The organism is Arenimonas caeni (genome assembly GCF_003024235.1).
In the GTDB taxonomy this organism is placed as follows: domain Bacteria; phylum Pseudomonadota; class Gammaproteobacteria; order Xanthomonadales; family Xanthomonadaceae; genus Arenimonas; species Arenimonas caeni.
In genome coordinates this window covers 1-18,708 of record NZ_KZ679103.1, presented here as the reverse complement: position 1 = coordinate 18,708, position 18,708 = coordinate 1, and the positions used below count along the sequence as shown (strand labels likewise).

Below are 18,708 nucleotides of genomic sequence, written 5' to 3'. Positions count from 1 at the left end.
CTCACTGGCTGGTCCAGCCGCCGTCGACGGGCACGGCGGCGCCGGTGAGGTTGTGGGCCTCTCGGCGGCACAGGAACAGCACGGTCGCGGCGATGTCCGAGGGCAGCGACATGCGGCCGCTGGGCTGCTTCTCGGCCAGCAGCGCGCGCACGCCGGCGTCGCGGTCGCCGCCGTGCTCGGCGGCGCGGGCGGCGATCTGCGGCTCGATCAGCGGGGTCTCCACCCAGCCCGGGCAGACGCAGTTCACCGTCACGCCGCCGCTGTCGCGGCTGCCGGCGCCGGCGCATTCGAGCGCCGCCACCTTGCTCAGGCCGACCAGGCCGAACTTGCTGGCCACGTAGGGCGACTTGTTCACCGAGGCCACCAGGCCGTGCACCGAGGCGATGTTCACCACCCGGCCGAAACCGCGCGCCACCATGCCCGGCAGCGCCAGGCGCATGGTGTGGAAGGCGGCGCTGAGGTTGATGGCGATCAGCTTGTCCCAGGTCGCCGCCGGCATCTCGCCGATCGGCGCGGTGTGCTGCACGCCGGCGCAATTGACCACGATGTCGACGGCGCCGCGCTCGCCCAGGCGCTGCATCATCGCCTCGATGGCGGCCGGATCGGACAGGTCGGCCGCCTCGAGCCAGGCATCCTCGGCGCCGGCGGCGCGCACGGCGGCCAGCGCCGCTTCGATTTGCTCCGCACTGCCCAGGCCATTGACCACGACCCGCGCACCGGCCGCGCCCAGGGCCTCGGCGATGGCCAGGCCGATGCCCGAGGTGGAGCCGGTGACCAGGGCCGTGCGGCCGGCGAGGAAACGATCACTCATGACGGGCTTTCCACGTGCTGGAAGACAGGCCGCCACCCTAGCAGCGCCGGCCCGCCCGCCGCGTCGTACCAAGGTACGATGCCCGCGTCGCGCGCCATTGCTAAGGTCGGACGATGAACGACACCGCCCACGCCCCTGCCCGCCCCCGGAACGCCCGGGAACGTCGCCACGCCGCGCTGCCGCTGGCCCTCGCCCTCGCCGCCGCCCTCGCCGGCTGCGCCGCCGACGGCGGATCGCGCGCCGCGCCGGAACTGGCCATCGAGGCCGGCATCGACCTGCGCACGTACCGCGACGGCAATGACCTGCTCACCGCCGGCCTCGGCGCCGACGGCCTGCGCAGCGCCGCGCCGCCCGCCTTCGCCAATGCCGACGCGCCCACGGCGGAAGAGCTGCGCCGGCGCGCCATCTGGGCCAACTGGCGCGGCATTGCCGACCTCGCGCCCGGCGGTGGCTACGGCGAGCTCTATGGCTCGCTCGCGCCGGTGCCCGGCCGCGAATACCAGGCGCTGGTGCGCCTGCCCGGCCGCAAGCAGCCGCACCGCGTGCTGGTGCAGGTGCCGGACAACTTCGACCTGCAGGCGCGCTGCGTGGTGGTCACGGCCTCCTCGGGCTCGCGCGGCATCTATGGCGCCATCGCGCTCGCCGGCGCCTGGGGCCTGCCGCGCGGCTGCGCGGTGGCCTACACCGACAAGGGCGCCGGCACCGGCTACGTCGACACCGCCGACGGCCGCGGCATCGGCCTCGACGGCCGCGTCGCCGCGCCGGGCGAGCCGGTGGAATTGAGCGTGCCCGCCGCGCCCGCCGGCGACGGCGTGGCGCCGATCGCGGTCAAGCACGCGCACTCGGGCGACAACCCCGAAGCCGACTGGGGCCGCCACGTGGCCCAGGCCTCGGACTTCGCGCTGCAGGTGCTCTCGCTGGCGCACCCCGACGCCGGCCCGTGGACGCCAGGCAACACGCGCATCGTCGCCGTCGGCGTGTCCAACGGCGGCGGCGCGGTACTGCGCGCGGCCGAACTGCCCGACACGGGCATCGACGCCGTGGTCGCGGTCTCGCCCAACATCCTGCGCACCGGCAGCGGCCGCGCGCTCTACGACTACTCGACCGAGGCGGCGCTGTGGATGCCCTGCGCGCTCAACGCGGCGGCCTACGACGGCGTGCTGCTGGCGAGGCCGAACGGCGGCAAGTCGCCGGCCGGCACGGCGCGCTGCGCCTCGCTCAAGTCGATGGGCTGGGTGCAGGCCGACGAGCCCGCGGCCCAGGCCGAAGCCGCGCGCGAGCACCTGCTCTCCACCGGCTGGACCGACGAAGCCATCGCCGCCGGCGTGCTGAGCGTGAACTTCGACCTCTGGCGCGCGGTGAACGCCACCTACGCCTCGGCCTATGCGCGCGCCGGCGTCGACGCCATGCCCTGCGGCTTCTCCTTCGCCGTGGCCGGCCCTGACGGCCAGCCGCGTGCGCCCACCGCCGCCGAACGCGCGGCCTGGTGGAGCGACGCCAGCGGCATCCCGCCGGGCAACGGCATCGCGCTGCGCGGCGGCGTCGAGGCCGGCGCCGACCCGACCCTGCCGGGCAACCAGTGCCTGCGCGCGCTGTGGGAAGACGCGGCCAGCGTGGTGCGCGCGGGCATCGCCGCCACGCAGGCCGGTGCGCCGCGCGAGGGACTGCCGGTGATCGTGGTGCACGGCACCGATGACGGGCTGATTCCCGAGGCCTTCAGCGGCGCGGCCTACGCGCACGGTTTCGCGAGCGAAGGCGCGACGCTGCGCTACTGGCGCGTGCGCAACGCGCAGCATTTCGATGCCTTCCTGGGCCTGCCGGTGCTTGGCGCCCGCTACCTGCCGATGCTGCCCTACGGCTACCGCGCCCTCGACGCGGCCTGGAAGCACGTGGCCGAAGGCGCGCCGCTGCCGGCCGACACGGAGTTCGCCACCACGCCGCGCGGCTTCGCCGACGGCGCGGTGCCGCCGCTCACGCCAGCCCACCTCGGCAACCTGCCCTGACGACTGCGCTCCTACGGTGTTTTTTCGGCCAGCAGGCGCGACATCACGGACTTCAGCGCCAGCGGCTTTAGCGGCTTGTGCAGCAGCACGCAGCCGGCGGCCGCGACGGCGTCGCGCACCTCGGGGCCGTGGTCGGCGGTGATGATCACGCAGGGCCGCGCGGGCATGCGCGCCAGCAGCTGCTCGCGCAGCGCCAGGCCGGTCAGGCCGGCGTCGAGGTGGAAATCGAGCAGCACCAGGTCCGGCACCGCGGCCGCGATGCATGCCAGCGCCTCGTCGGCGCCGCGCGCTGACTGGACTTCGCAGTGCCAGCCTTCGAGCAGCGCGCGCATGCCGCGCAGCACGTCCGGGTCATTGTCCACCACCAGCACGCGGCCGCGCGTGGGCACCGGCGCCGGGGCGGCGGGCTCGGCCGGCGGCTCGGCGACGGGCGCGGCGATCGGCACCGTGATAGAGAAGACCGTGCCACGGCCCGGCCACGAGCGCAGGCCCAGCGGATGCCGCAGCAGCCGCGCCACGCGCTCGGCGATGGCCAGGCCCAGGCCGAGGCCCTGCCCGCCTTTGTCGAGCCGGCGGAACTCCTCGAAGATCGCCATCCGGTCCGCCTCGGCGATGCCCGGGCCGGTGTCCCAGACTTCGATCGCCAGCTGCCCGCCGCGTCGGCGGCAGCCGACGACGATGCGCCCGCGCGTGGTGTAACGCACCGCGTTGCCCAGGAAGTTCTGCAGCACGCGGCGCAGCAGCTGCGGGTCGCTGTGCACCCAGGCGCCGCTGGGCACCAGCTGCAGCTCGAGGCCCTTCTGCGCCGCCAGCACGCCGAACTCCGCCACCAGCGGCTGCAGCAGGCCGGCGAGTCGGAACGCCGCGGGCTTGGGCGCCATGCCGCCGGCATCGAGGCGGGAAATATCCAGCAGGCCCGAGAGCAGGCCCTCGGCCGAGCCCAGCGCGCCATCGATGTTGTCCAGCGCTTCCTGGTGCGGCGTGCCTTCGAGCTTCGGCGCCAGCGCGTGCACGAACAGGTGCGCGGCATTGAGCGGCTGCGCAAGGTCGTGGCTCACGGCCGCGAGGAAGCGCGACTTGGCGCGGTTGGCGCGCTCGGCCTCGGCCTTGGCGCCGGCCAGTTCGGCGGTGCGCTCGGCCACGCGCTGCTCGAGCGTCTCGGCCACCGACTTGAGCTCGGCCTCGTTGCGGCGGAATTCCGTGACATCGGTGAAGGTGGCCACGAAGCCGCCACCGGGCATCGGGTTGCCGCGGATCTCCACCACCGCACCACCCAGCCGCCGCTCGGCCACGTAGGGCGTGCCGGCGCGCATGTGCTCGATGCGCTTGGCGACCTCCACGTCCTCCGGCCCCGGGCCGGCCAGGCCGCGGCGCACGTTGTGCGCCACCAGTTCGGCCACCGGCATGCCCACCTGCAGCAGCGCGTCGGGATAGTCGAACAACTGGGCGTAGCGCCGGTTCCAGGCCACCAGGCGCAGTTCGGCGTCCACCACCGAAATGCCCTGGCTCATGTTCTCCAGCGCCGCCTCGAGCACGCGCTGGTTGAAGCGCAGCGCCTGCGACGCCTCGCCGACGATGGTGGCCACCGTGTCGAGGTCGGTGCCCTGCGCGCGCCACGCGGCGTCGAGCAGCAGCCGCGCCGAGGCCGCGCCCAGCACCGCGCCCAGTTCGCGCTCCACCGCCTGCCTCGCCTCGGCCGGCACCGCCTGCCCCGCCGGCACGCCGGCCAGCAGCGAATCCACGCGCTCGGCCGGCAGGAAGCGCACCGCCACTTCGCGCAGGGCCTCGCGCGAGAGCGCGCCGGTCTCGGGCGTGGCCACGTCCAGGCGCGAAGCGAGCATCCAGGGCAGCAGCGCGCCGGCCACCAGGCTGATCACGGTGGCGCGGCCCACGCGGCTCCAGTCGCCCAGGCCGAACATCTGCTCGGGCGAAAGCCAGGCCCAGCCCAGCGGCCCGTCCACCAGCCAGCCCGGCGCCTGCCCGGACGCCTCGGCGAAGGCCGGCACCAGCAGCACCCAGCACCACAGCGCGAAGGCGACCACCAGGCCCGCGAGCACCGCGCGCGCCGGCAACTGCGGCCGCCAGACCGCGAATGCGACGGCCGGCGCCAGCGTCGCCAGCGCCGAGAACGAGAGCGCGCCGATGTCGGCCAGCGCATCGGAGCCGGCCACCAGCCGGCTGTAGCCCCAGGCCAGCAGCACCACCACCAGGATGCCGATGCGGCGCTGCGCCAGCACGGCGCCGCGCAGGTCGGCGCCGGCACCGCCACCCCAGCGGCCGCGCACCAGCAGCGGCGCCAGCCAGTGGTTGGAGATCATCACGCTCAGCGCCAGCGTGGCCAGGATCACCATGCCGGTGGCGGCGCTGAGCCCGCCGAGGAAGGCCAGCAGCGCCATCACCTCGGCGCCCTGGGCCAGCGGCAGGGCCAGCACGTAAAGATCCGAGGGCACGCCCACCGGCGCCAGCAGCTGGTCGCCGGCCCGGGCGATCGGCAGGATCGGCAGCGCGATCGCCAGCATGTACAGCGGGAACAGCCAGCGCGCGGTGCGCAGTTCGCGCTCGCCGCGGCACTCGACCACGCCGACGTGGAACTGGTGCGGCAGCGTGAACATGGCCAGCGCGCCCAGCAGCACCAGCGCCGGGAAGCCCGAGGCGCCATCGGCGGGCGGCGGCGGCAGTTCCACATCGGGCAAGTCCAGCCCGAAGACGACGAACGCGCCCAGCGCGAGCATCGCGCCGAGCTTGAGCAGCGACTCGACCGCCATCGCCAGCACCAGGCCGCGGTTGTGTTCGGCGGCCGACACGCGGCGCGTGCCGAACAGCATCGCGAACAGGCCCATGGCCAGCGCCACGTACAGCGCACTGTCCTGCCAGGCCGGCGGCGCGAGGTCGGACGCCCGCGTGAGCAGGCCGTAGCTCATCGCCACCGCCTTGAGCTGCAGCGCCAGGTAGGGAACGATGCCCAGCAGCGCCACCAGGGTGACCACGGCGGCCAGCCAGGAGTTGCGGCCCAGGCGCGTGGCGATCAGGTCGGCCAGCGAGGTCGAACGGTTTTCGCGCGCCAGCCGCAGCAGCTTGAGCAGGAAGCCGAAGCCCAGCACGTACAGCAGGATCGTGCCCAGGAAGGTGGGCGGGATCGGCCAGCCCGAGCGCTGGGCCTGGGTAACCGTGCCGTAGAAGGTCCAGGACGTGCAGTACACCGCCAGCGACAGGCTATAGACCACCGGCCAGTGCCGCGCCAGCAGGCCCGGACGGCGCTCGGCCCAGAGCGCGGCGCCGAACAGCAGGCCCAGCCAGAGCAGGCCGGCGCCGACGACCAGGGCGTCGGTCAGCACGACCGCGCCCGCGGCTTCATGGCATCGGTGCGCCGAGCGCGCCCATGGCGGCGGCCAGCCAGCGCGGCTGCGCGCCGCGCCGGGTGTCGTAGTCGGCGCCCGTGTAACCCCACCAGTCCCAGCATGCCTTCGGATTCAGCGGCAGGTAGCTTGATCGCGCCTGAGGATACAGCACCGCCACGCCGTGCACGTCCGCCCAGCGGTTGAAGCCGGCGTCGCGTACGAATGCCTCGCCGACGTTACCGGCGTGCTGCTGGCAGCCGTGGAAGACCACCAGCAGCCCGCAGCGCCCGCCGTCGGCGCAGGCCGGCGGCAGGTACAGGTAGCCCTCGTCGGCCAGCAGCGGGTCGGCGTCCGCGGGCACGTAGGCGGACTGGTCGAAGCGGCGCAGCTCGCCGGCGGCCTCGCCGGCCTCCCCCGGGGCCGGGCCGAACAGGTGCGCCATCATCGCGCCGGCGGCGTCGAAGCCGCAGCGGCCCAGCCAGGGCTCGCCGCCAAGCGGGCAGTCGACACCCTGCCCGACGGTGGGCAGCAGGTGCGGGAAATCGCGCTCGAAGTCGGCTTCGATCGCGACGCCCCCGACTTCGTCCGACAGCGCCGCGTAGAGTCCGCCGGCGGCACGCGAAACCTCCTCCGAGACGACGGCATCGGCCTTGCCGTGCAGCACGTAGACCGCATCGCCAGCCAGGCCCGACAGCGGGGCGATGTCGCCGGTGCCGGCGCGTTCGCGCGCGGTCGCCGCCAGCGCCGCCACGTCCGGCGTGCCGACCATGCAGGCACCCAGCGCCGTCTCCAGCGAGCCACCCGCGCAGCCGTAGGGGCCGCCGGCCGCCAGGGCCGCGCCGCGCAGCCGGTCGGAATGGATCAGGTGCACCTGGGTCGCCATGTAGGCGCCGGAGGAAAGCCCGGCCACGGCGATCCGGTCCGGATCGACGTCCAGCGCCGGCAGCGGCGGCGCGGTGCCGGCGGCACAGGCGCTTACGACTGCGGCCAGCGCCGTGCAGATAAAAACACGGGCCGCTTGCGCGGCCCGGCGGGAACACTCCCGGGGAAAGTCAGCCATCACTCGGTGCTTCAGAAGTTGTAGCGGATCGATGCGTAGTAGTTGCGCGGCGCGCCGTAGTAAACGGTCTGGATGCCACCGATCGACGAGAACTCCTGGCCGTCGGTCTTGTAGACCTCGTCGGTCAGGTTGCGCACGCCGAGGCGGCCCTGCCAGCGGCCGTCGGCCGAGTCCCAGCCGCCGAACAGGCCGGCCACGGTGTACGCGCCCTGGCGCAGGCCCGGGGCGTTGTCGACGCTCAGCCAGGTCTCGTCGCGGTAGGACACGTCGCCGCCGATGGTGAGCAGGCTGCCGTTGGCCAGCTCGAAGCCGTGCTGCAGGGCGATGCGGGCGGTGAAGTCGGGCGAGAACGGCACGTTGTCGTGCAGGTTGGCCAGGGCCGGGTTGACGGCCACGCGCGGGTCGATGAACTCCTCGTAGCGCGCGTTCATCCAGCCCAGCTGGGCCGACAGCAGCGTGCCTTCGCCCAGCCGCGCCACGCCCTCGAACTCGATGCCGTCGATGGCCAGCTCGGCGGCGTTGAGCACCGGGAAGGCGAAGTTCGGGATCGGGTCGTTGGGGTTGATGACCTCCGAGACGCGGGCCTGGAAGTCCTTGTACTGGCTGTGGAAGGCGGCGATGCGGCCGGACAGGCGGCCATCGCCGGAACGCATCTTCAGGCCGGCCTCGTAGGTCCAGACATACTCGGGCTCGAAGGCGCTGATCTCGGTGGCGGCGTTGGCGCGGCCGTTGAAGCCGCCCGCCTTGTAGCCGCGGTTGGCCGAGACGTAGCCCATCATGTTGTCGCTGAAGGCCTTCTGCAGGCTCAGGCTCGGGGTGAGCGCGGTCCAGCTGTCGGAGATGCTGAAGGCCAGCGCCGGGTCGGCGTTGCCCAGCACGTCCGAGAAGGTCGAGGTGGTGCGGTAGTAGTCCTTGCTGTCCTTGGTGTAGCGCAGGCCGGCGGCGAGGGTCCAGGTGGGGGCGAAGTCCCAGTCGACGTGGACGAAGCCGGCGACCGACTTGTTAGACAGGTCGTCGTCGATGGTGCGCAGGAAGCTGATCGGGGTCGCGCCCCAGACCAGGAAGTCGTCGGCGTAGGCCTCCTGGTGCGAGGGCACCTGCTCGTCCATGTAGTACAGGCCGAAGATCGCGCGCAGGTTGTCGCCGTTGTCGTACTGCAGCTGCAGTTCCTGGCTCAGCTGGCGCTGGTCGACGCCCACGAAGACGTCACCGAGCTCGAACTCCGAGGCGTCGATGTCGATGAACGAGGCGGTGTCGAGCTTGCGCCAGGCGGTGATGGACTTGGCGGTCCAGGCGTCCGACAGCTGCCACTGCAGGTTCAGCGCGGCGCCCTTGTGGGTCATGTCCTGGCCCTGGTCGGGCGCGAACGAGGTGCGGGTGCGGAAGTCGTACTCGCCGGTCTCGGGCAGGCTCAGCAGGACGATGCCGCCGGCCAGGTTCACCGAGTACAGCGGCGCCACCGGGCGGCCCAGGGTGAGCGCGTTGTCCTGGCGGGTGTAGTCGAGCGAGAAAGTGCCTGTGAAGTCGTCGCCGGCGCGGAAGCCGAGCTTGAAGCGGGCCGCAGCGGTGTCCTCGTCGTTGTAGTCCTTGCCGGTGGGCGGGTCGGTGACGTAGCCGTCGCGGCTGATCTTGGCGGCGGCCAGGCTCATGGCCACCGAGTCGCCGAACTGGCCGGAGACGTAGGCGCGGCCCTCGAGACGGCCGTAGTCGCCGACGGTGAGCTCGACCGCGCCGCCCTGGTCCTCGAACGGGTCGCGGGTGCTGATCTTGACCGCGCCGCCGGTGGAGTTCTTGCCGTAGAGCGTGCCCTGCGGGCCGCGCAGCACTTCGACCCGGTTGACGTCGAACAGCGAGAACAGCGCACCGTTGATGCGCGAGTAATAGACGTCGTCGACGTACATGCCCACGCCCGGGTCGAAGGTCTGCAGCGCGTCGGGCTGGCCGATGCCGCGGATGAACACGTTCACCGAGTTCGAGGAACCGCGGCCCTGCACGATGTTCATGTTCGGCACCGCGCCCTGGAGGCCGTCGATGTTGGTCGCCTGCAGGTCGCGCAGGGCGGACTCGCCGAAGGCGCTCACGGCCACCGGCACCTCGTCGATGGACTCCGCGCGGCGACGCGCGGTGGTGACCTCGATGGTGTCGAGCGTGGTGGCGGTGGCCTGGCCCTCGCCCTCCTGCCCGTCGACGGCCTCCTGCGCCTGCGCCTGCAGGGCGACGAGGGACAGGGTGAGGCCGATGGCCAGGCTCAGGTGGTTGCGCTTCATGTGTTCCCCTTGCAGGACGTTCGTGCGGCCGGACGGCCGGTTGCACGGCAGACTAGTCCGCCGCCACCGCGACGGCACCTGTACCTTGGTACAAGTGGCCCGCGGCACGGCCGCGCCCGACACTCGGACCCTGGCAAACCCCCGGGAAACCGAAGGCATGTCCTTCCTGATCGTGCTCGCCGCGCTGTGCTTCCTGATGTTCGTCGCCTACCGCGGCTACAGCGTGATCCTGTTCGCGCCCGTGGCGGCCCTGGGCGCGGTGCTGCTCACCGATCCCTCCCTGGTGGCGCCGATGTTCACCGGCCTGTTCATGGACAAGATGGTGGGCTTCCTCAAGCTCTACTTCCCGGTATTCCTGCTGGGCGCCATCTTCGGCAAGCTGATCGAGGTCTCGGGTTTCTCCAAGTCGATCGTGGCCGCGGCCATCCGCCTGTTCGGCCCGGACCGGGCGATGCTGGCGATCGTGGCGGTGTGCGCGGTGCTGACCTACGGCGGCGTGTCGCTGTTCGTGGTCGTGTTCGCGGTCTATCCCTTCGCCGCCGAGCTCTTCCGCCAGGCCGACATTCCCAAGCGCCTCATCCCCGGCACCATCGCCCTGGGCGCCTTCACCTTCACAATGGACGCGCTGCCGGGTACGCCGCAGATCCAGAACATCATCCCGGCCGGCTTCTTCGGCACCGACACCTGGGCCGCGCCGGTGCTGGGCACCATCGGCGGCATGTTCATCCTCGCGCTCGGCATGGCCTACCTCGAGTGGCGCCGGCGCGCGGCCCGCGCCGCCGGCGAAGGCTATGGCACCGACCTGAAGAACGAGCCGGCCCCGTTCGCCGGCGACAAGCTGGCCAACCCCTGGGTCGCGCTGCTGCCGCTGGTGCTGGTGGGCGTCACCAACAAGGTCTACACGGGCCTGATCACCCGCCATTACGGCGAGAGCCACAGCTTCGAGCCCTCGGTGATCGGCAATGCCGCGCCGGTGGTGCAGGAAGTCTCGAAGGTCGCCGCCATCTGGGCGGTGGAGGCGGCGCTGCTCACCGGCATCCTGGCGGTGGTGGTGCTGGGCTGGAAGGCGGTGAGCCGGCACTTCGCCGAGAGCACCCAGCCGGCGATCGGTGGCGCCCTGCTGGCCTCGATGAACACCGCCTCGGAGTATGGCTTCGGCGCGGTCATCGCCGCCCTGCCCGGCTTCCTGGTGGTCGCCAGCGCGCTCGGCTCGATCCCGAACCCGCTGGTGAACGAGGCGATCACGGTCACCGCCCTGGCCGGCATCACCGGCTCGGCCTCGGGCGGCATGTCGATCGCGCTGGCGGCCATGGCCGACACCTTCATCGCCAACGCCAACGCCGCCGGCATCCCGATGGAGGTGCTGCACCGCGTGGCCTCGATGGCCAGCGGCGGCATGGACACCCTGCCCCACAACGGCGCGGTGATCACCCTGCTCGCGGTCACCGGCCTGACCCATCGCCAGGCCTACAAGGACATCTTCGCCATCACGATCATCAAGACGATGGCGGTGTTCGTGATCATCGGCGTGTTCTACGCCACCGGCTGGGTCTGAGCCTCAGGGCGAATCCGGCGGCTCGGCCAACGGCAGCCGCCAGCCGCGGCGGATGGCGAACAGGCGCAGGCCGGTGCAGGTGAGCACGCCGGCCACGGCCACCGCGGTGAGCGGCAGCTCGAGCGCCTTGCCCAGCACCACGACGCCGGCGCCGGCCAGCGCGGCGACGGCGTAGAGCTCGGCCTTGAGCACGGTGGGCACCTGCGCCACCAGCACGTCGCGGACCATGCCGCCGCCAATGCCGGTGAGCATGCCCAGCAACATTGCGCCCACTGGCCCGAGGCCGAAGGCCTGGGCCTTGAGCGCGCCGGCCACGGCGAACACGCCCAATCCCACCGCGTCGAGCGACTGCACCGGGTTGCGCCAGCGCTCGATCGCGCCGGCGCGCCAGAAGGTGAGCAGGCCCGCGGCAATCGCGACCGCGATGTAGCGCCAGTCCTCCAGCGCCGCCGGCGGCGTCGCGCCGATCATCGTGTCGCGCATCAGGCCGCCGCCGCAGGCGGCGACGAAGGACAGCACCAGCACGCCGAACAGGTCCAGCCGGTGCCGGACGCCCACCAGCGCGCCGCTGAGCGCGAAGGCGAAGGTGCCCAGCAGGTCGAGGATGACGATGATCAGGTCCATGGAGCGTCCTTCAGTCGGGCACGTGGATGCGCGTCTTGATGTGCTTGAGCCCGGCGACGAGGGTGAAGGTCATCACCACCAGCAACGCCCACGAGCTCCACTTGCCCAGGTGCACCATCGCCCAGGCGCCCATCTGGTCGGGGTAGCTCCAGACGCGGAAGAAGGTGCTGATGTTCTCGGCAAGCCAGACGAAGAAGCCGATCAGCACGAAGGCCAGCAGCAGCGGCATGCGCCGCACCCGGTCGAGCGGACGGAACTCCACCGTGGTGCGCGCGTACAGGCCCAGCGCGAGCGCGGCCAGGTACCAGCGGTAGTCGCCGATGAAGTGGTGGGTGAAGAAATTCGCGTAGACCAGCCCCGCCACCAGCACCGCCATCCAGTACGGCGGATGGTGGCGGATGCGCAGGTCGAACAGGCGCCAGGCCTGGATGACGTAGCTGCCCACGGCGGCGTACATGAAGCCGGCGAACAGCGGCACGCCCAACACCTTGGTCAGCGCCGGATCCGGGTAGCTCCACGAGCCGATGCCGGGCGAGACCTTGAAGGCCTCGAGCGCGAAGCCGAAGACGTGGAACAGGCCGATGGCCTTGGCCTCGTCGCGGGTCTCGAGCCCCGTCCAGAGCATCCAGGCCTGCACGGCCAGCGCCCAGAGCAGCAGCAGGTCGTAGCGGGCCACGCCCGCCAGGCCTTCGCGCGGCACGGTGAACACGGCGGCGAAGAACAGCACCACGAACAGGCAGGCCCGGGCCTCCTTGGCGCCGAAGTACAGCAGCTCGCGCAGCCAGCGTGGCAGCGCGGCCAGCGGCGGCCAGGGGTGGGCGGATTCGAAGTGGCGGTCGATGGCGTCGATCATCGCGGACACCAGCCTGAAGGGACTTGCATCCTGGGGCAAGCAGGTGGCGATTCGCGGGCAAAGAAAAAGCGGGCCGGAGCCCGCTTTTCCTTCAAGCCTGGGTTGAAAGCGGGGCTCAGCCCTCGCCTTCCTCCACGGCCTTCATGGACAGGCGGATGCGGCCCTGCTTGTCCACTTCGAGCACCTTGACCTTCACGGTCTCGCCTTCCTTGAGCTTGTCGGAAACCTTCTCGACGCGCTCGTTGGAGATCTGCGAAACGTGCACCAGGCCGTCCTTGCCCGGGGCGATCGTGACGAACGCACCGAAGTCCATGATCTTGGCGACCTTGCCTTCGTAGATGCGGCCCGGCTCGACGTCCGAGGTGATCTGCTCGATGCGCGCCTTCGCGGCCTGGGCGGCGGCGGCGTTGACCGAAGCGATGACGATGGTGCCGTCGTCCTGGATGTCGATCTGGGTGCCGGTTTCCTTGGTGATGCCCTGGATGGTGGCGCCGCCCTTGCCGATGACCTCGCGGATCTTGTCCGGGTGGATCTTGATGGTCAGCAGGCGCGGGGCGAACTCGGACAGCTCGGCGCGCGGGGCGCTCAGGCCCTTGGCCATTTCGCCGAGGATGTGCAGGCGGCCCTGCTTGGCCTGGGCCAGCGCGACCTTCATGATTTCCTCGGTGATGCCGTCGATCTTGATGTCCATCTGCAGGGCGGTGACGCCACCCTCGGTGCCGGCCACCTTGAAGTCCATGTCGCCCAGGTGGTCTTCGTCACCCAGGATGTCCGACAGCACGACGTAGTCGGCGCCTTCCTTGACCAGGCCCATGGCGATGCCCGCCACCGGCGACTTCACCGGCACGCCGGCGTCCATCAGGGCCAGCGAGGAACCGCAGACCGACGCCATCGAGGAGGAACCGTTCGACTCGGTGATCTCGGACACGACGCGGATGGTGTACGGGAAGGACTCCATCGACGGCATGATCGCGGCGACGCCGCGCTTGGCGAGGCGGCCGTGGCCGATCTCGCGGCGCTTCGGGCCCATCATGCGGCCGGCTTCACCGACCGAGTACGGCGGGAAGTTGTAGTGGAACAGGAAGTGGTCCTTGGACTCGCCTTCCACGGCGTCGATGATCTGGCCGTCGCGGGCGGTGCCCAGGGTGGCGACCACGATGGCCTGGGTCTCGCCGCGGGTGAACAGCGCCGAGCCGTGCACGCGCGGGAGCACGCCGGTCTTGACGGTGATCGGACGCACGGTGTCGAGGGCGCGGCCGTCGATGCGGACCTTGGTCTTGAGCACCGAGTCACGCATGGTGCTGTACTCGAGCTCGCCGAACTCCTTGCCCAGGTCGGCCAGGTTCCAGCCGTTGGCCTCGGCCTGCGGCTTGAGCGACTCGAGCACGTCCTTCTTCAGGGCCGAGATCGCGTCGCGGCGGGCCAGCTTGTCCTTGATCTGGAACGCGGCCGACAGCTTGTCGCCGACGGCGGCCTTGAGCGCGTCGATCGGGGCCTGCTGCTTCTCGGGGGCCTTCCAGTCCCAGGGCGTGACGCCGACTTCGGCGACCAGCTCGTTGATGGCGGTGATGGCGGCCTGCATCTGCTGGTGGCCGAACACCACGGCGCCGAGCATCACGTCCTCGCTCAGCTCCTTGGCTTCCGACTCGACCATCAGCACGGCGTTGGCGGTGCCGGCGACGACCAGTTCGAGGTCGGAGGTCTTGAGCTCGGTGACCGAGGGGTTGAGCAGGTACTGGCCGTTGGCGAAGCCGACCTTGGCGGCGCCGATCGGGCCCGCGAACGGGATGCCCGACAGGGCCAGCGCGGCCGAGGCGCCGATCAGGGCCGGGATGTCACCCGGGACTTCCGGGTTGAGCGACATGACGGTGGCGATGACCTGCACTTCGTTGCGGAAGTGCTCGGGGAACAGCGGGCGGATCGGCCGGTCGATCAGGCGCGAGACCAGGGTCTCGCGCTCGGTCTGGCGACCTTCGCGCTTGAAGAAGCCACCCGGGATGCGGCCGCCGGCGTAGAACTTCTCGAGGTAGTCGACGGTGAGCGGGAAGAAGTCCATGCCCTCCTTCGCATTCTTGTTGCCGACCGCCGTCACCAGCACGACCGTGTCCGCCATCTTGACGATGACCGAGCCCGAGGCCTGGCGGGCGACTTCGCCCGTCTCCAGGGTGACCTGGTGCTGACCGTACTGGAACGTCTTGGTTACTTTCGCCACGTTTATCGCTTCCTTTGTCTCTGGATTCATCCCCACGGGGCACCCTGCCCCGCGGTTGTCGCATTTCCGTCCCGGATTCTTTCCGTTCCCCGAAAATGCACACGGCGCATTTCTGCGCCGTGTGGGGTCTTGCTCGTCTTAGCGGCGCAGGCCCAAGCGCTCGATCAGCGTCTGGTAGCGCGCGGCGTCCTTCTTCTTCAGGTAGCCCAGCAGGCTGCGGCGCTGGTTGACCATCTTCAGGAGGCCACGACGCGAGTGGTGGTCCTGCTTGTGGGCCTTGAAATGGTCCGTCAGCTGGTCGATGCGGGCCGAGAGCAGCGCGACCTGGACTTCCGGCGAACCGGTGTCGTTCGGGGTGCGCTTGAACTCTTCGATGATCTTGGCGGAATCAATGGACATGTCTTTTCTCTGGTGATGCGCAGCCCGCAGGAACGCCGCCTATGGCGACGACGCACCGCGAAGGCCCGCCGGTTGGGGGATTGCTTTCGTTAAAAAGCCGCAAAAGTCTACCGGACAAGGGCTTGCCGGACAAGGTTCACGTTGTGAAGACGGTCCCGGAAGCGCGGGCTCAGGCGGCACTGCCCCAGCGGAACAGGCGCCGGGGCCAGGCCTGGCCCTGCTCGTCGCGCCGGCCCAGGCCCAGGGAGCGCCCGTCCGGCCCCACCAGGTTCAGGGTTTCCAGGACCGGGCCGGGCGACGGCACCGGCTGGCCGTGGGCCACCCGGGCGGCCCCGGCGGTGTCCAGGACGAGGGCCGGGAAGCGCGCCAGCCCGGCGTCCACCGGCAGCAGCCTGGCGTCGAGCGCGGCCTCCCCGCCGGCGGCGGCCAGGGCCTCGAGCTGGTCGAGGCTGGCCATGTCGGGCTGGTCGAAGGGCTCGACCCAGGTGCGGCGCAGGCTGGCGATGTGGGCGCCGCAGCCCAGGGCTTCGCCCAGGTCGCGGGCGAGGCTGCGGATGTAGGTGCCCGAGCCGCAGGTCACCGCCAGCCGGAGCCGGTCGCCGTCGAGGGCCAGCAGCTCGATGGCCTCGACCTCGACCTCGCGCTCGGGCACCTCGATCGCCTCGCCGCGGCGGGCCTTGGCGTACAGCGGCTCGCCGCCCTGCTTGAGCGCCGAGTAGATCGGCGGGCGCTGCCGGATGCGGCCCAGGAAGGACCGCAGCGCCGCCTCGACCGTGGCGCGGTCGAGCGCCGGCACCGGCCGGGTGCGCAGCACCTGGCCGTCGGCGTCATCGGTGTCGGTGGTGGCGCCCAGCACCACGCCGGCCTCGTAGGCCTTGCGTCCGGCCAGCAGCAGGCCGGCGATCTTGGTGGCCTCGCCCAGACAGACCGGCAGCAGGCCGGTGGCGAGCGGGTCGAGCGCCCCGGTGTGGCCGCCCTTCTCGGCGCGGTAGAGGCGGCGTACGGCCTGCAGGGCCGCGTTCGAACTCATGCCCGCCGGCTTGTCGAGCAGAACGATGCCGTCGACCGGGCGCCACGCAATACGGCCCATGCGAGGGCCTCAGTCGGATTCGGGCGGGACGGGGCTTTCGCGCAGCAGCTGTTCGATGCGCTCGCCCTTGTCGACCGAGTCGTCGTAGTGGAAATGCAGCTCGGGCACGTGGCGCATGCGGATGGCCTGGGCCAGGCGATGGCGCAGCTCCGGCGCCAGTTCCTTGAGCGCGGCCACCGCCGCCGGACCCTGCTCGGCCAGCAGCGCGGTGACGAAGACCTTGGCGTGGGCCAGGTCGCGGGTGACCTCGACGTCGGAAACCGACACCGAAGGCAGGGCGTGCTCGCGCACGGCCTGGTGGACGATCTGGCCGAGGTCGCGGCGCAGCTGCGCCGCGACCCGGTCGGTGCGATGGAAGCTCTTGGTCGCCATGGCGTGGGCCTCCCTCAGAGGGTGCGCTGCACCTCGATGCGCTCGAAGCACTCGATCTGGTCGCCCGGCTTGACGTCGTTGTACGCCTTCACCGCGATGCCGCACTCGGTGCCGGACTTGACCTCTTCGACGTTGTCCTTGAAGCGGCGCAGCGACTCGAGCTCGCCCTCGAACACCACCACGTTGTCGCGCAGGACGCGGATGGGCTTGCTCTTGCGCACCACGCCCTCGATGACCAGCGAACCGGCGACGGCGCCGAACTTCGAGCTGCGGAACACGTCGCGGACCTCGGCGATGCCGATGATCTCCTCGCGCACTTCCTTGCCCAGCAGGCCGGAAGCCACCTGCTTCACCTGGTCGATGACGTCGTAGATGATCGAGAAGTAGCGCAGGTCCAGGCCGTTGGTCTCGATGACCTTGCGGGCGCTGGCGTCGGCGCGGACGTTGAAGCCGATGATCACCGCCTTCGAGGTGGCGGCCAGGGTGGCGTCGGACTCGGTGATGCCGCCCACGCCCGAGCTGACCACGTTGATCTTGATCAGCTCGTTCGAAAGCGCCACCAGGGCCTGGCGCAGCGCCTCGACCGAACCCTGCACGTCGGCCTTCACCAGCAGGTTCAGGGTGACCTGGCCGCTGTCCTGGCCCATCTGGGCCATGATGTCTTCCATGCGGCTGCCGGCGGCGGCGACCAGGCGCGACTCGCGCTTCTTGGCGTCGCGCTGCTGGGCCACGTCCTTGGCCAGGCGCTCGTCGGCCACGACCACGAAGTCGTCGCCGGCGTCGGGCACGCCCGACAGGCCGAGCACCTGCACCGGGATCGACGGCTCGGCCTGGTCGACCTGCTTGCCGTTCTCGTCGAACAGGGCGCGCACGCGGCCGTAGTGGATGCCGCAGACCAGGAAGTCGCCCTTCTTGAGCGTGCCCTGCTGCACCAGCACGGTGGCGACCGGGCCGCGGCCCTTGTCGAGCGCCGACTCGATCACCGTGCCGGTGGCACGGGCGTCGTAGACGGCCTGCAGTTCCATCACCTCGGCCTGCACGCTGATCGCGTCGAGCAGCGCGTCCACGCCTTCGCCGGTCTTGGCCGAGACGTTGACGAACTGAACGTCGCCGCCCCACTCCTCGGGCACGACCTCGAGCTTGACCAGGCCCTGCTTGACGTTGTCGGGGTTGGCTTCGGGCTTGTCGATCTTGTTCACGGCCACCAGCAGCGGCACGTTGGCGGCACGGGCGTGCTGCACGGCCTCCACCGTCTGCGGCATCACGCCGTCGTCGGCCGCGACCACCAGCACGACGATGTCGGTGAGCTTGGCACCGCGCGCGCGCATGGAGGTGAAGGCCGAGTGGCCCGGGGTGTCGAGGAAGCTGATGACGCCCTTCGGGGTTTCGACGTGGTAGGCACCGATGTGCTGGGTGATGCCGCCGGCTTCGCCGGTGGCCACCTTGGTGCGGCGGATGTAGTCGAGCAGCGAGGTCTTGCCGTGGTCGACGTGGCCCATGATGGTGACCACCGGCGGACGCGACTTCCTGTCGCCCTGCACTTCTTCCTGCAGCGCGACCAGCGCGGTCTCGGCATCGTCCTCGGCCGACTTGCTGGCCTTGTGGCCCAGCTCCTCGACCACCAGCACCGCGGTGTCGTGGTCGATCACCTGGTTGATGGTGGCCATCACGCCCATCTTGAACAGCGCACGCACCACTTCGCCGCCCTTCATGGCCAGCTTCTGGGCCAGGTCCGCGACGGCGATGGAGTCGCCGATGAAGACCTCGCGCACGATCGGCGCGGTCGGGCGGGAGAAGCCGTGCTGGCCACCACCGCTGCGCGCCGGCTCGGCGCCGCGGACCTTGGACTTCTTGCGGTTGCCGGCGGCGCCACGGCGGGCGCGCTCGGACTCGGACAGGTGCAGCTGGCCGGCGGCGAAACGCGTGGCCTGGCCACCGTCACCCTCGTTGTCGACCATGGCGTGCGAGCCGCGGGCCTTGTGCTTGGGGCCGGCCTTGCTGGCCGGCGCGGCGGCCTTGGGCGCGGGGGCCGGCGGCGGCGCCTTGGGGCGCGGCTTGCGTTCGTGGATGACGATGGCGCCGGGCGCCAGCGGGGCGGCCTCGGGCGCGGACGCCGGGGCCGGC

The 18,708-nt window shown here is 71.3% G+C and carries 13 protein-coding genes; 2 read left to right on the top strand and 11 right to left on the bottom strand.

The features are described from left to right. Position 1: 1 nt before the first annotated feature. Positions 2-811 (bottom strand): 3-hydroxybutyrate dehydrogenase, encoded by an 810-nt coding sequence (locus C6N40_RS13135; protein WP_106991484.1) that lies wholly within the window; start codon positions 809-811, stop codon positions 2-4. A 113-nt stretch (positions 812-924) separates the two neighbouring features. Between C6N40_RS13135 and C6N40_RS13130 the strand changes: the two genes are divergently transcribed. After that, on the top strand, positions 925-2,814 hold the full coding sequence (locus C6N40_RS13130; protein ID WP_114683947.1) for a 3-hydroxybutyrate oligomer hydrolase family protein: 1,890 nt from the start codon (positions 925-927) through the stop codon (positions 2,812-2,814). An 11-nt stretch (positions 2,815-2,825) separates the two neighbouring features. On the opposite strand, the gene C6N40_RS13125 is transcribed toward C6N40_RS13130, so the two are convergent. The 3 genes from C6N40_RS13125 to C6N40_RS13115 are packed head-to-tail and all read right to left on the bottom strand — an operon-like array spanning position 2,826 to position 9,479. Beyond that, positions 2,826-6,149: a hybrid sensor histidine kinase/response regulator gene (locus C6N40_RS13125; protein WP_106991483.1), complete on the bottom strand. Its 3,324-nt coding sequence runs from the start codon at positions 6,147-6,149 to the stop codon at positions 2,826-2,828. A 16-nt stretch (positions 6,150-6,165) separates the two neighbouring features. Then, positions 6,166-7,212, bottom strand: coding sequence for an extracellular catalytic domain type 2 short-chain-length polyhydroxyalkanoate depolymerase (locus tag C6N40_RS13120; protein ID WP_106991482.1), 1,047 nt, complete (start codon positions 7,210-7,212; stop codon positions 6,166-6,168). Between the two features lie 11 nt (positions 7,213-7,223). Beyond that, positions 7,224-9,479 carry a TonB-dependent receptor gene (locus C6N40_RS13115; RefSeq protein WP_106991481.1) on the bottom strand — a complete coding sequence of 752 codons (2,256 nt, stop codon included), beginning with the start codon at positions 9,477-9,479 and terminating at the stop codon, positions 7,224-7,226. A 157-nt stretch (positions 9,480-9,636) separates the two neighbouring features. On the opposite strand from C6N40_RS13115, the gene C6N40_RS13110 reads away from it, so the two are divergent. Then, positions 9,637-11,034 (top strand): GntP family permease, encoded by a 1,398-nt coding sequence (locus C6N40_RS13110; RefSeq protein WP_106991480.1) that lies wholly within the window; start codon positions 9,637-9,639, stop codon positions 11,032-11,034. Between the two features lie 3 nt (positions 11,035-11,037). On the opposite strand, the gene C6N40_RS13105 is transcribed toward C6N40_RS13110, so the two are convergent. The 7 genes from C6N40_RS13105 to infB all read right to left on the bottom strand — a co-directional run. After that, complete coding sequence (locus C6N40_RS13105; protein WP_106991479.1) at positions 11,038-11,658, bottom strand: trimeric intracellular cation channel family protein; 621 nt, start codon at positions 11,656-11,658, stop codon at positions 11,038-11,040. 10 nt (positions 11,659-11,668) lie between these two features. Next, positions 11,669-12,511 (bottom strand): DUF817 domain-containing protein, encoded by an 843-nt coding sequence (locus C6N40_RS13100; protein ID WP_106991478.1) that lies wholly within the window; start codon positions 12,509-12,511, stop codon positions 11,669-11,671. A gap of 115 nt (positions 12,512-12,626) precedes the next feature. Further along, complete coding sequence (pnp, locus tag C6N40_RS13095; RefSeq protein WP_106991477.1) at positions 12,627-14,723, bottom strand: polyribonucleotide nucleotidyltransferase; 2,097 nt, start codon at positions 14,721-14,723, stop codon at positions 12,627-12,629. A gap of 138 nt (positions 14,724-14,861) precedes the next feature. Further along, entirely contained in the window at positions 14,862-15,122 is a 261-nt protein-coding gene (gene rpsO / locus C6N40_RS13090; protein WP_043800191.1) for a 30S ribosomal protein S15, read from the bottom strand. 169 nt (positions 15,123-15,291) lie between these two features. Further along, on the bottom strand, positions 15,292-16,212 hold the full coding sequence (truB, locus tag C6N40_RS13085; RefSeq protein ID WP_106991476.1) for a tRNA pseudouridine(55) synthase TruB: 921 nt from the start codon (positions 16,210-16,212) through the stop codon (positions 15,292-15,294). Positions 16,213-16,221: 9 nt separating this feature from the next. Further along, on the bottom strand, positions 16,222-16,584 hold the full coding sequence (rbfA, locus tag C6N40_RS13080; protein WP_106991475.1) for a 30S ribosome-binding factor RbfA: 363 nt from the start codon (positions 16,582-16,584) through the stop codon (positions 16,222-16,224). A 14-nt stretch (positions 16,585-16,598) separates the two neighbouring features. Further along, positions 16,599-18,708 (bottom strand): translation initiation factor IF-2 (gene infB, locus C6N40_RS13075; RefSeq protein ID WP_106991474.1); only part of this gene is annotated, 2,110 nt, incomplete at its 5' end.

Bases quoted from the DNA above. Each gene is read 5' to 3' on its own strand.
- C6N40_RS13120 (WP_106991482.1), bottom strand. From the start codon at position 7,212: ATGGCTGACTTTCCCCGGGAGTGTTCCCGCCGGGCCGCGCAAGCGGCC.
- C6N40_RS13115 (WP_106991481.1), bottom strand. From the start codon at position 9,479: ATGAAGCGCAACCACCTGAGCCTGGCCATCGGCCTCACCCTGTCCCTC.
- C6N40_RS13110 (WP_106991480.1), top strand. From the start codon at position 9,637: ATGTCCTTCCTGATCGTGCTCGCCGCGCTGTGCTTCCTGATGTTCGTC.
- truB (WP_106991476.1), bottom strand. From the start codon at position 16,212: ATGGGCCGTATTGCGTGGCGCCCGGTCGACGGCATCGTTCTGCTCGAC.
- rpsO (WP_043800191.1), bottom strand. From the start codon at position 15,122: ATGTCCATTGATTCCGCCAAGATCATCGAAGAGTTCAAGCGCACCCCG.
- C6N40_RS13105 (WP_106991479.1), bottom strand. From the start codon at position 11,658: ATGGACCTGATCATCGTCATCCTCGACCTGCTGGGCACCTTCGCCTTC.
- C6N40_RS13130 (WP_114683947.1), top strand. From the start codon at position 925: ATGAACGACACCGCCCACGCCCCTGCCCGCCCCCGGAACGCCCGGGAA.
- rbfA (WP_106991475.1), bottom strand. From the start codon at position 16,584: ATGGCGACCAAGAGCTTCCATCGCACCGACCGGGTCGCGGCGCAGCTG.
- C6N40_RS13100 (WP_106991478.1), bottom strand. From the start codon at position 12,511: ATGATCGACGCCATCGACCGCCACTTCGAATCCGCCCACCCCTGGCCG.
- C6N40_RS13135 (WP_106991484.1), bottom strand. From the start codon at position 811: ATGAGTGATCGTTTCCTCGCCGGCCGCACGGCCCTGGTCACCGGCTCC.